Annotated in this window: 11 protein-coding genes and 1 pseudogene; 9 read left to right on the forward strand and 3 right to left on the reverse strand. The window is 67.1% G+C overall.

Translation table 11 applies throughout. From position 1 onward, the window contains the following. Positions 1-245, reverse strand: a pseudogene (locus tag HUK82_RS10010) (lysophospholipase); the annotation flags it as partial. A 159-nt stretch (positions 246-404) separates the two neighbouring features. Between HUK82_RS10010 and HUK82_RS10015 the strand changes: the two are divergent. From HUK82_RS10015 to HUK82_RS10055, 9 genes are read left to right on the forward strand one after another with little or no spacing between them, the layout of a single operon-like run. Further along, positions 405-620, forward strand: coding sequence for a zinc-finger domain-containing protein (locus HUK82_RS10015; RefSeq protein WP_176613829.1), 216 nt, complete (start codon positions 405-407; stop codon positions 618-620). Between the two features lie 24 nt (positions 621-644). Next, on the forward strand, positions 645-3,410 hold the full coding sequence (gene polA, locus HUK82_RS10020) for a DNA polymerase I (protein ID WP_176613830.1): 2,766 nt from the start codon (positions 645-647) through the stop codon (positions 3,408-3,410). A 3-nt stretch (positions 3,411-3,413) separates the two neighbouring features. After that, positions 3,414-4,022, forward strand: coding sequence for an SCO family protein (locus tag HUK82_RS10025; RefSeq protein WP_176613831.1), 609 nt, complete (start codon positions 3,414-3,416; stop codon positions 4,020-4,022). Further along, entirely contained in the window at positions 4,022-5,710 is a 1,689-nt protein-coding gene (locus tag HUK82_RS10030; protein WP_256126980.1) for an ABC transporter substrate-binding protein, read from the forward strand. The genes HUK82_RS10025 and HUK82_RS10030 overlap by 1 nt, the downstream gene beginning before the upstream one ends. Further along, complete coding sequence (locus HUK82_RS10035) at positions 5,707-7,356, forward strand: ABC transporter substrate-binding protein (protein ID WP_264802246.1); 1,650 nt, start codon at positions 5,707-5,709, stop codon at positions 7,354-7,356. Before HUK82_RS10030 ends, HUK82_RS10035 begins: the two co-directional genes overlap by 4 nt. A gap of 9 nt (positions 7,357-7,365) precedes the next feature. After that, entirely contained in the window at positions 7,366-8,367 is a 1,002-nt protein-coding gene (locus tag HUK82_RS10040; protein WP_176613833.1) for an ABC transporter permease, read from the forward strand. Continuing rightward, positions 8,367-9,344, forward strand: coding sequence for an ABC transporter permease (locus HUK82_RS10045; RefSeq protein ID WP_176613834.1), 978 nt, complete (start codon positions 8,367-8,369; stop codon positions 9,342-9,344). The genes HUK82_RS10040 and HUK82_RS10045 overlap by 1 nt, the downstream gene beginning before the upstream one ends. Next, positions 9,341-10,354, forward strand: a complete 1,014-nt coding sequence (locus HUK82_RS10050; RefSeq protein ID WP_176613835.1) for an ABC transporter ATP-binding protein — start codon at positions 9,341-9,343, stop codon at positions 10,352-10,354. Before HUK82_RS10045 ends, HUK82_RS10050 begins: the two co-directional genes overlap by 4 nt. Beyond that, positions 10,354-11,325, forward strand: coding sequence for an ABC transporter ATP-binding protein (locus tag HUK82_RS10055; protein WP_176613836.1), 972 nt, complete (start codon positions 10,354-10,356; stop codon positions 11,323-11,325). The genes HUK82_RS10050 and HUK82_RS10055 overlap by 1 nt, the downstream gene beginning before the upstream one ends. Positions 11,326-11,424: 99 nt before the next feature. Here HUK82_RS10055 and HUK82_RS10060 read toward each other — a convergent pair whose 3' ends face one another. After that, on the reverse strand, positions 11,425-13,032 hold the full coding sequence (locus tag HUK82_RS10060) for a cisplatin damage response ATP-dependent DNA ligase (RefSeq protein ID WP_176613837.1): 1,608 nt from the start codon (positions 13,030-13,032) through the stop codon (positions 11,425-11,427). Beyond that, a partial coding sequence (locus HUK82_RS10065) for a ligase-associated DNA damage response exonuclease (RefSeq protein ID WP_176613838.1) occupies positions 13,029-13,818 on the reverse strand: 790 nt, incomplete at its 5' end. The genes HUK82_RS10065 and HUK82_RS10060, both read right to left, overlap by 4 nt.

The raw sequence follows: 13,818 nt of genomic DNA on the forward strand, positions 1-13,818 counted from the left end.
CAGCCGTCGCCGGCGATCAGGGGCGCGCTTCGCTCCCACGCGTCGCGTGAATCGCCAAAGCCGTGAAAAGCCACGATCACGCCGCGTGCCGGGCCATGGGCATCCCATATCCGCAGCGGCACGGGGGTGCCATCCGCCAGACGCAGGGTGGCCGACGGGGGCACCAGACGCGCATAGGAGGGGTCAGGCGGCGGCGGGACGGGGCCAGGGGCGGCGCATGACGACAGCACGAGCGCCAGGAGCAATGCGAGCCGTCGTCTGCCCGCGGGGCCGCCCCGGGCGCCAGCCGCCCGGGCCAGGGGATTTGAAAGCCGCGACGGGACCTGTATCATGGTCGGACTTGAACACGCTCGAGCGGAGGCGCACAACGTCGCATCCGCGCACAACAGGGAAGACGCGTCACGATGTCAGTCGAACTTGCCAACCCGACCCCCCATCCGCAGCTCGGGCATGTGGAGACCGTGATCGTCGACCATCGTCATGTGGCGTGCGACGGAGGCGACGGTCCGCTCGGGCATCCGCGTGTGTGGCTGGAGATCGCCGATCATCAGACGTTCTGCCCGTATTGCTCGCGCCTGTTTGTGCTCAATCCCGATGCCGAGGCGGCTGACGCGCACTGAACCCCCGCTGATCGGGGCCTTTGCATGACTCAGGAATCGTCACCGCGCCATCTCGTCCTTGTGGACGGATCGGGCTTCATCTTTCGCGCGTTCCATGCGCTGCCGCCGATGCACAGTCCGGACGGAACGCCGGTCAACGCCGTCTATGGCTTCACCAACATGCTGACGCGCCTGATGCGCGACCATGTGGGAACGCATCTGGCCGTCATTTTCGACGCGAACCGACGCACGTTCCGAAACGATCTCTATGCCGACTACAAGGCGCACCGGCCCGAGCCGCCGGAGGATCTGCGCCCGCAATTTGCGCTGGTGCGTGACGCGGCCCGGGCGCTGGCGGTGCCGTCGGTGGAGCTCGAAGGGTGGGAGGCCGACGATCTTCTGGCGGCCTATGCGCGGCACATGGTCGAGACCGGCGGCCGTTGCACGATTGTGTCGTCCGACAAGGATCTGATGCAGCTGATCCGCCCTGGCGTGGAACTGCTGGACCCGATCAAGCAAAAGCCGATCACGGCGGCCGAGGTGGACGCGAAGTTCGGCGTGTCACCGGACAAGGTGGTCGATGTACAGGCCCTGATGGGCGATTCGGTCGACAACGTGCCTGGCGTTCCCGGGATCGGCCCCAAAACGGCCTCTGCCCTGATCGCCGAGTTCGGCGATCTGGACAGCGTGCTGGCCGCGGCGGAGGGGATGAAGCCGTCGAAGCGGCGGGATAATCTTCTGGCCCACGCGGACGCGGCGCGGATGTCGCGCGACCTTGTGCGGCTGCGCGACGACGCGCCCCTGCCGCTGTCGGTCGACGCCATGGGGTGTCACGAGCCCGACGGTGACGAACTGGCGGCGTGGCTGGAGACGATGGGGTTCCGCTCCCTGTCTCAGCGTCTGGGTATGAAGGTGACGGCCGCACGCGGGTCCATGGGCCGCCCTGCGTCATCGCCGGCCCCGACACCCGTTCCGACCGTCGATTCCGCGCCCTATACGGGGTATGAGACCGTAACAGACGCGGCCGCGCTGGAGGTCTGGGTCGCGCGCGCGCGGGACGCCGGCGTCTGTGCGGTCGACACCGAAACCTCGGGTCTCGATCCGCTGGCCTGTGAACTGGTGGGTGTTTCGCTGGCCGTGGCGCCGGGGCAGGCGTGCTATATTCCGCTGCGCCATGACGGCGATCTGGAGCACCCGGTCGGGGCGCAGATCCCGGCTGCGACGTGCCTCGACATCCTTCGTTCGCTGCTGGCCGATCCGGCGGTCCTCAAGGTGTTCCAGAACGCGAAGTTCGACCTGCTCGTCCTCGGTCGGGCGGGGGTGGAGACGATCGCCCCGGTCGACGACACCATGCTGATCTCCTACGCGCAGTCCGCCGGCGCGCACGGACAGGGCATGGACGAGCTGTCGCAGCTTCATCTGGGGCATGCGCCGATCACCTACGACGCCGTGACGGGCACCGGGCGCAACCGCGTGCCGTTTTCCCGCGTCGATCTGCGTCGTGCGACCGACTATGCGGCCGAGGACGCCGATGTGACGCTGCGCCTGTGGCAGGTCCTCCGTCCGCAGTTGCGCCCCAATCGGGCGCTGGCACTCTATGAAGAGATGGAGCGGCCACTGATTGGTGTGCTCGCCGACATGGAACGTGCCGGCATCGCGGTGGACGCGCAGGAACTGCGCCGGATGTCGGCCGATTTCGCCGTGCGGATGGAGGCGATCGAGGGCGATCTGCACCGCCTTGCCGGGCGCAGTTTCAACGTCGGCTCCCCCAAGCAGCTGGGCGAGATCCTGTTCGACGAAATGGGCCTGCCGGGCGGCAAGCGCATGAAGTCCGGGGCGTGGGGCACCGATTCGTCGGTGTTGCAGGAACTGGCGGAGCAGGGGCATGAGCTGCCGGAAAAGATTCTGGACTGGCGGCAGCTGGCGAAGCTGAAATCGACCTATGCGGACGCGCTGGTCGGCCAGATCAACCCGGAAACGGGGCGCGTGCACACCTCGTTCCAGATGGCGGTCACCTCCACCGGACGCCTGTCGTCCAACGAGCCGAACCTGCAGAATATCCCCATTCGGACCGAGGAAGGCGGGCGTATCCGCCGCGCTTTCGTGGCACAGCCCGGGCATGTGCTGGTCTCGGCGGACTATTCGCAGATCGAGTTGCGTCTGCTGGCCGACGCGGCCGATATCGCCCCTTTGCGTGAGGCCTTCGCGCTAGGGCAGGACATCCATGCCCGCACCGCCTCCGAGGTGTTCGGCATTCCGCTGGACCAGCTCGACGCGCGGGAGCGCCGACGCGCCAAGGCGATCAATTTCGGCATCATCTACGGCATCAGCGCCTTCGGGCTGGCGCGTCAGCTGAAGATCAGCCCCGGCGAGGCCCGGTCGTATATCGACGCGTATTTCGCGCGTTACCCCGGCATCCGCGACTTCATGGAACGCATGAAGGAGGAGGCTCGCGCGAAGGGCTATGTCACCACGGCGCTGGGGCGGCGCTGCTACGTGCCCGGCATCGCCGAACGCAACGGCGCGCGCCGCGCCTATGCCGAGCGCCAGGCGATCAACGCCCCCTTGCAGGGCGGGGCCGCGGACATCATCAAGCGTGCGATGGTGCGCCTGTCGCGCGATCTGGCGTGCTCGGACCTGCGGGCGCAGATGCTGTTGCAGGTGCACGACGAACTTCTGTTCGAAGTGGCCGAGGGCGATGCGCCCGCGCTGGCCGATCTGGTGCGTGGGGTGATGGAAGGGGCCGCGAGCCTGTCGGTGCCGCTGGTGGTCGAGACGGGGATCGGGGCGAACTGGGCGGATGCACACTGAACGATGACGAAGATGATCACTCCGCGCGCAATGGTGGCCGGTGTCGCGGCCGTGGGTATCGCGGCCGGGACTTTGGCCTATGTCGCTTCCGAACGGCACGGCACCGTGCTGTCCTCCAACGGGAACGAGGTCGGCGGCAGTTTCCGTCTCGTCAGCACGGTGGAGGATTTCGTCACCGACGCGGATTATCGCGGGCGATGGCTGCTGGTCTATTTCGGGGACGCGCATTGCCCCGATGAGGAATGTGGGCGCACGCTCACGGCGATGAACGACGCGGCGGAGTCGTTCGGCTATCGCGCCGCGCGGATCGTGCCGCTGTTCATCTCGCTCGACCCCGAGCATGACACGGCCGACGTGCTTCACGCCTATGGCCTGCGTTTCGGCCGTCGGATCGTGCCGCTGACCGGATCGCCGGCAATGGTCAAGGCCGTGGCGGCCGAATATCACGCCCCGTTCGAAGAGCGGCTGCTGCCCGACGGGACGCGGGCGATGCGTCCGTCGCCCCGGATCGTTATCATGGACCCGCACGGCCACTATGCCGGGACACTGGAAGCTACGGCGAGTACGCAGGAAATCGCCGATCGTCTGACTGCGTTGATGAAACTTCATTAATGCGCGTTCGCAGGCCCCCACGGTATGTAATGTGCGCGATTCTGGCGCTGGGGCTGGTGGTGTCTTCAGGCCGGGCGGGGGCGCAGGCCCCGGGCGAGACGCTCGGCAGCCCCCATCGCGGCGGCACATTGCGCCTGACGGCGGACAGTTCGGGCGGTACGCTCGATCCCCAGATCAATTATACGTCGACCTATCTGCAGCTTTTCTCCGTACTTTATGATGGTCTTCTGACCTTTCCCAAAGTGGAGGGCATGGCGGGAACCCGCGTCGTCGCGGATCTGGCCGACCATGTGCCCGAGCCCGAAGATGGCGGTCGCACCTGGCGGTTCACCCTGCGTCAGGGCGTGCGGTTCTCCGACGGCCGTCCGGTGACCACCGACGACGTGGTTGCGTCGTTTCGTCGGCTGTTCAAGGTCGGGGCGCCCACGGCCGGTGCGTTTTACGGTGCCATCGTGGGGGCCGACGCCTGCCTCGCCCATCCGGCCTCCTGCACGCTGGAGGGCGGCATCGAGGCCGATCCGGATTCGCGGCAGGTCATTTTTCATCTCTCCCGACCTGATGGTGAGTTTTTGCAGAAAATCGCCTTTCCCCATGCGGTCATTCTGCCGGCGGACACGCCAGCGCACGACGTCGGTAATCAGCCGGTGCCTACGACGGGCCCCTACCGGATCGTGTCCTACGATCCGAACCGGGCGCTGACGCTCGATCGTAATCCGGCGTTCCGTATGTGGAGTGCCGAGGCCCAGCCGGACGGGTACGTGGACCACATCCTCTACAGCTTCGGTCTGGATGACGAAGCGGAGACGACGGCGGTCGAAAACGGCCATTACGACTGGATGTATGAAGACAAACCGCAGGACCGACTGGGCGAACTGGGTGCGCGGTATGCGTCGCAGCTTCATATCCAGCCGCTGTTCGCGTTCTGGTATCTGCCGATGAACACGCGGCGCGCGCCGTTCGACAACGTTCTTGCTCGGCGGGCGGTAAACTATGCGATCGACCGGCGCGCCCTGACGATGCTGTATGGTGGTCCGGCCCTGGCCACACCACTCTGCTCAATGGTGCCCCCGGTTTTTCCGGGCGGGGACATCGCGTGTCCCTATACGCGTGATCCGACGCCCGATGGCCGCTGGCATGGCCCCGATCTGGAGCGTGCCCGCGCGCTGGTGCGCCAGAGCGGCACGGCGGGGCAGCATGTGACGTTGATCGTCGCGAACCGCTCCATCGATATCGGGATGGGGACCTATGTTCGCAATACGCTGGAGAGCATCGGCTATCATGTCGACATGAAGCCGCTGAACATCGCCATTCAGTTTCCATACATCCAGAATACGAACAATCACGTGCAGATCGCACTGACGGACTGGTTTGCGGACTATGCTTCCCCGTCCAATTTTCTCGACGATCTTCTGGGGTGCGAAAATTTCCATCCCGGGTCGGACAGTTCCATCAATATGGCCGGTTACTGCAATCAGACCGCTCAGGATCTGATGATCCGTGCTCTGGCGACGACCGATACCGTCGCGCAGGCCGATCTGTGGCGGCAGGCAGCCCGGATCGTGATGGACGATGCGCCGACCGCGCCGATCATGAGCATGCGCTATCTGGACTTCGTCTCCGCGCGTGTCGGGAACTACGTCTATACCATGCTGTATCATCTCTGCTTTTCCCGGGTCTGGGTTCAGTGAGGCGGCGTGCGGCGATCTTCTTCGCGGCGATGGTGCCCGTCTGTGCCGCGCAGGCGGCGCCGGGCGGGACGTTGCGTCTGACCGCGCACGCCATCGGCTCGACCCTCGATCCGCACATCGCCTATCTTCAGTTGCAACTTCAGGTTTCGGCGACCGTCTATGACGGGCTGATGACCTATCCCAAGGCGGCCGGCCCGGTGACAGGGGGGGCGATCCCTGATCTGGCCGATGTGCGGCCCGTGCCGCAGGACGGTGGCCTGACCTATGTCTTTCATTTGCGGGACGGTGTACGGTTCTCGAACGGAAAGGCCGTGGACGTCGAGGACGTGGCGGCGTCGTTCCGGCGCATGTTCAAGGTGCATGGCCCCACGGCCGGGAGTTATTTCGGCGTGCTGGTCGGAGCGGATGCCTGCCTGAAGGATGCCGAACACTGCGCGCTGGCGGGCGGTGTCGTGGCCGATCCCGCACAACACACCGTCACGTTCCATCTGACGCGGCCCGACCCGGATTTCCTCAACCAGCTAGGCTTCGCGCAGGCGGCCATCGTGCCCGCCGACACGCCCGCGCATGATATGGGCAATGAAGCCCCGTTCGGCACCGGCCCCTATCGGTATGTCCGGTACAGTCCCAACGGGGGCATGACGCTGGAGCGCAATCCGTATTTCCGGGAATGGAGCCACGAGGCGCAACCCGCTGCCTATCCCGACCGGATCGAGTACCGCTTCGGACTTGATGAGGAGGCCGAGGTCTCGGCGGTGGAGAACGGCCAGTACGACTGGATGGGCGACGGGGTGCCGCTTGACCGTCTGGGCGAGGTCGGACGTCGGTATACCGATCGTGTCACGATCAGCGATTTTCCCAATATCTATTACCTCGCGCTGAATGTGAACGAGGCGCCGTTCAACGATGTGCGCGTACGGCAGGCCCTGAATTATGCCGTCAACAGGCACGCCATGGTCATCCATGAAGGCGGCGAGGCACTCGCGCAGCCGGCGTGCCAGATGCTGCCGATCGGGCTGGCGGGTTTCGAGCCTTCCTGCGCGTATACCGTCGGCGCGGCGCCGGATCATCCGGCACACGCCTGGAAGGCCCCCGATCTGGACCGCGCGCGGGCGCTGGTGCGCGCGAGCGGAACCGCCGGCCAGACCGTCGTGATCGTGGCCCCGGCCGGGGCCACGTACCTGGCCATCGCCACCGAACTGCGCAGCACGCTCGAATCCCTGGGCTATGTCGCCAGCGTACGCGGGATCAACCAGGCGGTGCAGTTCACCTACATCCAGAACAGTGCCAATCACGTGCAGGCGGGCCTGACCGGGTGGATCGCGGATTACCCGGCCCCGGCGGCCTTCGTGCAGACCCTGTTTTCCTGCGCGAGCTTTCATCCGCGCTCGGACAATTCAATCAACATGAGCGGCTTTTGCGATCCGGCCATCGATGCGCTGATGGACCGTGCCGGCACGGTGTCGATGACCGACATGCCCGCCGGACTGGCGCTGTGGGCGCAGGCGGACCGTGCGATCATGGAAAAAGCCCCCGCCGTTCCGTTGACGCAGATCCGGCGTATCGATTTTGTCGGCCCGCGCGTCCACAATGTCGTGGTCAGTCCGGTGTATCAGCTTCTCCTCTCCCAGCTTCAGGTTCGCTAGGGTTTGCGCATGCGTTCTTCGTCTTCCCTGCCGCCCGGCCCGTGGGCCGTGGCCATACGCGCGCTTGCCCGCGATCGTGCGAGCCTGGTGTCGGTCGGTGTGCTGGCCCTGATGGTGCTGGCGTCCCTGATGGCACCGCTCTATGCGCGCTACGTGTCCCGGACCGATCCGTTTCTGTCCAATGTCGCGGGTCAGGTTCAGATCGACGGACGGGCGGTCGATATCATGCAGCCCAACGACAACCCTCTGCATCTGGGGCTTTCACCCATCGGGCCGACCGGGCGCGGGGCCTATCTTCTGGGGGCGGACAGCCAGGGGCGCGATGTCGCGGCGCGGCTGCTGTATGGCGGGCGCAACTCGTTGCTGATCGCCAGTGCAGCGGCGCTGCTGTGTGTGGTGATGGCCGGAGTGGTCGGTATCGTCGCCGGGTTTTTCGGTGGTGTGGTGGACGCGGTCCTGTCGCGCATCATGGACATCATGTGGGCGGTGCCGGTCTATCTGTTTGCGATCTCGCTCTCGATCGTCATGGTCAGCCAGGGGCTGACGATCGGGCCGTTCACGATTACCAGCGACAATCTGCTGATTCCGATCGTGATCATCGCGATCGTGTATGTGCCCTACGCCGCCCGGCCGATCCGTGGCCGCGTCATGGCGCTGCGTAACAGCGAATTCGTGCTGGCGGCGCGTGGGCTGGGCGTGCCGAGCGCGCGCATCCTGCTGCGCGATATCCTGCCCAACGTGACCGGGACGATCGTGGTGCTGGCGCCTTTGCTGACGGCCCTTGCGCTGCTGACGGAATCCGCGCTGTCGTTCCTGTCGATCGGCGTGCAGGCGCCGGCGGCGTCATGGGGGACGATCATCCAGGACGGCGAGGGCCTGATCTACACCCGGCCACTGGTGGCCGTGGCGCCCGGCCTTGCGATCGTGATCGTGGTGCTGGCGCTCAATGTGCTGGGCGACGGGCTGCGCGATGCGCTGGACGTGCGCGAGACGAGCCGGAGGGGCCACTGATGCTGATGACCATTCTGCGTCGCCTCGGCCAGACGCTGTTTGTGCTGACGGGGATTTCCGTTCTGGTGTTCGGCGTGTTCTTCGCGACACCCGGCGCCGACCCGACGGCGCGCATCGCGGGGCGCAATGCGTCGCCCCAGACCATGGCACAGGTGCGGCACGAGTACGGCTTCGACCGGCCCCTGCCGGTGCAGTATGCGACGATGATGAAGAAGCTGTTCGTGACCCGCGACCTGACGTCCTATGTCGACCGGGGCGAGAAGGTGGTGCCCGAAGTGTTCAAGGCCGCCCCGGTGACGCTGTCGCTGGTGACGGGAGCTGCGATCATCTGGGTCGTCGTGTCAATCACCATGGGCACGCTGGCCGCCGCGCTGCGCGGGTCGTGGGTGGACCGGGGGCTGATGATGCTGGGGCTGATCGGCATTTCGATGCCGGTGTTCTGGGTCGGGCAGGTCGCGAACCTGCTGAGCCAGAGCCGCTATCACGACACGATCGTGTTTCGCTGGGTGCCAGCGCTGGGCTACGTGCCGTTCACGGAAAGCCCGTGGGGCTGGTTCAAGGCGCTGGTGCTGGCGTGGATCACGCTCGCGATCCTGTTCATCGGTCTCTATAGCCGCGTGCTGCGCGCCGACCTGATCGCGGTGTCGGGCGAGGATTTCATGCGCACGGCCCGCGCGAAGGGCCTGTCGCCGACGCGGGTTCTGCTGCGGCATGGCCTGCGGACGTCGCTGGTCACGTTCGTGTCGCTGTTCGGCATGGATTTCGCGCAGCTTGTCGGCGGCGGGGCGCTGTTGACCGAGGTCGTGTTCGGGCTTCAGGGCGTCGGACGTCTGACCTATCAGGCGCTGACCAATCTGGATCTCCCCCTGATCATGGCGACCGTGATGTATTCGGCGGTGTTCGTCGTGATCGCGAACGCGCTGGTGGACATGGTGTATATCGTGCTCGATCCCCGGGTGCGGGACGGGCGGGCATGACGGGCGTGGAACCGATCCTGAGCGTCGAGGGCCTGTCGCTGGCGGTGCCGCGCGGGCGGACGGCGATGCTGCCCATTCTCGAGAACGTTTCGTTCTCAGTCGGGCAGGGCGAGATCCTGGGCATCGTGGGGGAGTCGGGCTCGGGCAAGAGCCTGACCGCGTTGACGATCATGGGGCTGATCGACATTCCCGGCGCGCGGGTCACGGGGTCGGTGCGCTTTCGCGGGCGCGAACTGGTGGGCCTGTCGCAGCGGGCGTTCCGGCCCCTGCGCGGGCGTGAGATCGCGATGATCTTCCAGGATCCGATGACGGCGTTCACGCCGGTCTATACCATCGGCTGGCAGATCGACGAACAGATCCGCGCGCACAGCCGGGTGTCGCGCGCCGAGGCCCGTGCGCGCACCGTGCGCCTGCTGGGCGACATGGGTGTTCCGGACCCCGAGCGCGCGGCTGGACGCTATCCGCACCAGTTGTCGGGCGGCCTGCGGCAGCGCGCGATGATTGCCATGGCCCTGTCGTGCAATCCGTCGCTGCTGATCGCTGACGAGCCGACGACGGCGCTCGACGTTACGGTTCAGGCGCAGATTCTCGAATTGCTGCGGTCGTTGCGGCGCGATTACGGGTCGTCGGTGCTGCTGATCACGCATGACATGGGCGTGGTGGCGCAGACCTGTGACTCCACGCTGGTGCTGTACGCCGGGAACCTGGCCGAGCGCGGACCGACCGAGGCCCTGTTCGCGCGTCCGGGGCACCCCTACACCGCCGCCCTGCTGGATTCGATTCCGCCGTTGCATGGCGTGCGGCCGTCGCGTCTGCCGTCGATCGGCGGGGCGCCGCCGTCTCCGGCCAGTCGCCCGCCGGGATGTCCGTTCGCGCCGCGTTGCGTCCACGACCATCCGGCCTGTCATGACTCGCGGCCGCCGGTGGTGCGGGAAGGGCGGCAGGACGTCGCCTGCGTGTTGCCCGGCGAGGGGCGATCGCTGCCACTGCGGCTGAGGGAGGCCGTGTGATGGCCGAGACACTGCTGAGCGCGCGTAGCCTGCGCAAGGACTACCGCCTGCCGCGCGGGCAGCGCCTGCGGGCGGTGGACGACGTCTCGCTCGACGTTCATGCCGGTGAGGTGCTGGGCGTTGTGGGCGAGTCCGGGTGCGGCAAGTCGACGCTGGGTCGTTGCCTGCTGCGCCTGACCGAGGCCAGCGCCGGCAGCCTCACGTTCGAGGGACACGACATCACCGGGCTGAGCGAGCGCGCGCTGCGGCCGGTGCGGCAGCGGATGCAGATGGTGTTTCAGGACTCCTACGCTTCGCTGAATCCCCGCCGCCGTATCGGCGATCTTCTGGCCGAGCCGCTGCGCGTCCACCCCGACGCCCACGGTCGCCGACGCGACATGCGGGCGATCGAGGCGCGGCTGGCGGAGCTGGTGGACCTCGTGGGGCTGACGCCCGATGCGCTCGCCCGTTACCCGCATGAGTTCTCCGGCGGCCAGCGCCAGCGCATCAACATCGCGCGGGCGCTGGCGCTGTCGCCACGCCTGATCGTGGCGGACGAGCCGGTCTCGGCGCTGGACGTGTCGATCCAGGCCCAGATCGTCAATCTGTTCGCCGACCTGCAGGCGCGGCTGGGCCTGACCTATGTGTTCATCGCCCATGACCTGGCCGTGGTGCGGCAGATCTCGACCCGCGTCGCGGTGATGTATCTCGGCGCGGTGGTCGAACTGGGCGCGACCGACGACGTGCTGCATGCCCCCGCCCATCCCTATACCTCGGCCCTGATCGCCGCCGTGCCGGAACCCGTCGTGCGTGCAGACAAGTTGATGCCCTCGCTGCGCGGCGACGTGCCGAGCCCCGTCAACCCCCCGCCGGGCTGCCGCTTTCACACGCGCTGCCCGGTCGCGCGGCCCGTCTGCGGACAGGACGCCCCCACGCTGCGCGCCGTGCCGGACGGGCGGCAGGTGGCCTGCCATTTCCCGCTGGCGGGCTAGGGCAGATCCCGTTGGAATGGACGAATTCGAACGGGTGAAAATGACCGATAAACAATGCGTTAGAGAAATTTCGACGAACTCTTCCTCAGGGAAATGTCTCTAGATCGTCGTGCCCGGCAGGGCGGCGTTCAGGAAGGCCTGAATGTCCTCGACCTCATCGGCGGGTTTGTCGGTCCGGATGCGGGCGATGCGCGGGAAGCGCAGGGCGACACCGCTCTTGTGGCGCGTGGAACGCTGGGCCGCGTCAAAGGCGATTTCCAGCACGAGGCTTTTTTCCACTTCCCGGACCGGGCCGAACCGCCCGGTCGTGTGATGCCGCACCCAACGGTCGAGGGCTGTCAGTTCCTGGTCGGTGATGCCGGAATAAGCCTTGCCGATGGGCACCAGTTCGCGCGCGTCGCCCGTGCCGCGCCACAGACCGAACGTGTAGTCCGAGTAGAAGCTGCTGCGCCGTCCATGACCGCGCTGCGCATACATCAGCACGGCGTCCACGGTCAGCGGATCGCGCTTCCATTTCCACCACGGGCCGCGCGGTCGACCAGGCAGGTAGGGGCTGTCGGCGCGCTTGAGCATCAGCCCTTCGATCCCTTCGGCCCGGGCACCCGCGCGGATACTGGCCAGCGCGTCGAAACTGTCGAAACCGATCAAGGGCGACAGGCTGAGCATCGGCGGCGCGTTGCGGGCGAACCATGCTTCCAGTCGCGCCCGGCGCGCGTCGAAACCCAGCGGGCGCAAATCCTCGCCGTCCTCGAACAGGATGTCGTACAGATGCACCCCCGCCGGCAGGTCGCGCAGCATGGCCGCCGAGGGCGCGCGCCGATTGAGACGTTGCTGAAGCTGCGCGAACGGCTCCGGCGCGCCGTCACGCATGACCAGGAGTTCGCCGTCCAGGACGACGTCGCTGGCCATGTCCTCCAGAACGCGCAGGATGTCGGGGAATGTACGGCCTATATCCTCGGCCGTGCGGGTGTACAGTCGCTCGCCCCCGCGTGTGCGCACCAGTTGCACGCGGATGCCGTCCCATTTCCACTCCGCGCGCCAGTCCGCCGGGTCGAGTGTCGCCAGATCCACCCCGTCCAGCGGATGGGCCAGCATCGGTGGGCGGAACACGGGCGCGTCCTGCGCGTCCGGCCGCGGGCCGGTTCCCTCGATCCAGGCAAAGAGCGGCGCGTAGGGAATGGCCAGCCCATGCCAGATTTCCTCGATCTCGTCGGCTGTGACACCGGCGATCTCGGCCAGCGCCACCTTGGCCAGCCGCGCCGAGGCCCCGACGCGCAAGGCGCCGGTCACGAGCTTGAGCAGGGCATAGCGCGACGGGGCGTCGCAGATATCCAGCCAGCGCGTCAGCAGGGCGGGCAGTTCGGCCTTGGGCGTGGTGGCCAGCGCGATGGCGACCTCGGCAAGGCCGGGAGGTGGTGTGTTTGGGCGTTCGGCGGGCGAGGACCAGATCAGCGCCACCGTTTCGGCCAGATCCCCGACATAATCATAGGACAGGGCAAACAGGTCGGGGTCGGTGCGCTCCATGACCAGCGCGCGCAACAGGCCGGGCTTGGCCGCGGGAAACGACAGGGTGCCCGCGATCGCCGCCAGAGCATAGCCGCGGTCGGGGTCGGCCGCATGGGTGAAGTAATCGCGCAGCAGCGCAATCTTGGCGTTGCGCGACGGGGTGAAGACCAGACGTTCGAGCAGGGCGGCAAACGCGATCACGCGGCGTCTCCTTCCACGGTGTCGAGGGCGGTCTCGGCTTCGTCCTCATCGCCATAGCCGACCAGCCGCAGGGCCCGTGCGCGCACGCCGCGCTTGCCCAGCGCGTGGATCAGAGCGTCCTCGCGCCCATGGGTCACCCAGACCTCGCCTGCGCCCACATCGTCGCAGGTGCGCAGCAACGCGTCCCAGTCGGCATGGTCGCTGATGATCAGCGGCAGTTCGACGCCGCGCGCCTTGGCCCGCTGCCTGACCTGCATCCAGCCGGAGGCAAGGCAGACGACCGGATCGGACAGTCGTCGCGCCCAGCGATCCGCGATTGCCGAAGGGGGCGCCAGGACGATCCCGCCGCGCATCGCGTCTTTTGCCGCGCCGGTGGCGGCGTTCAGCAGGCCCAGATCGATGCCGAACCGGCCGTACAGGTCGCACATCGGCCGCAACGCGCCATGCAGCCAGATCGGGTCGTCATAGCCCGCCTGCCGCAGCAGCGCGATCAGCCGCTGCGCCTTGCCGAGCGCGTAACACCCGACCAGATGCGTCCGGTCGGGGAACAGCCGCGCGTCGTGCAACAGGCGTCCGATCTCGCGCAGGGGATCGGGTTGACGGAAGACCGGCAGGGCGAACGTCGCTTCGGTCACGAACAGATCGCACGGCACGGGCTCGAACGGCGCGCACGTCGGATCCGGCGCGCGTTTGTAATCGCCGCTGACCACCGCGCGCTGGCCGGCATGTTCCAGCACCACCTGCGCGCTGCCCAGCACATGGCCCGCCGGCGCCAGACGCAGCGTC

The organism is Ameyamaea chiangmaiensis, from assembly GCF_013376175.1.
In the GTDB taxonomy this organism is placed as follows: domain Bacteria; phylum Pseudomonadota; class Alphaproteobacteria; order Acetobacterales; family Acetobacteraceae; genus Ameyamaea; species Ameyamaea chiangmaiensis.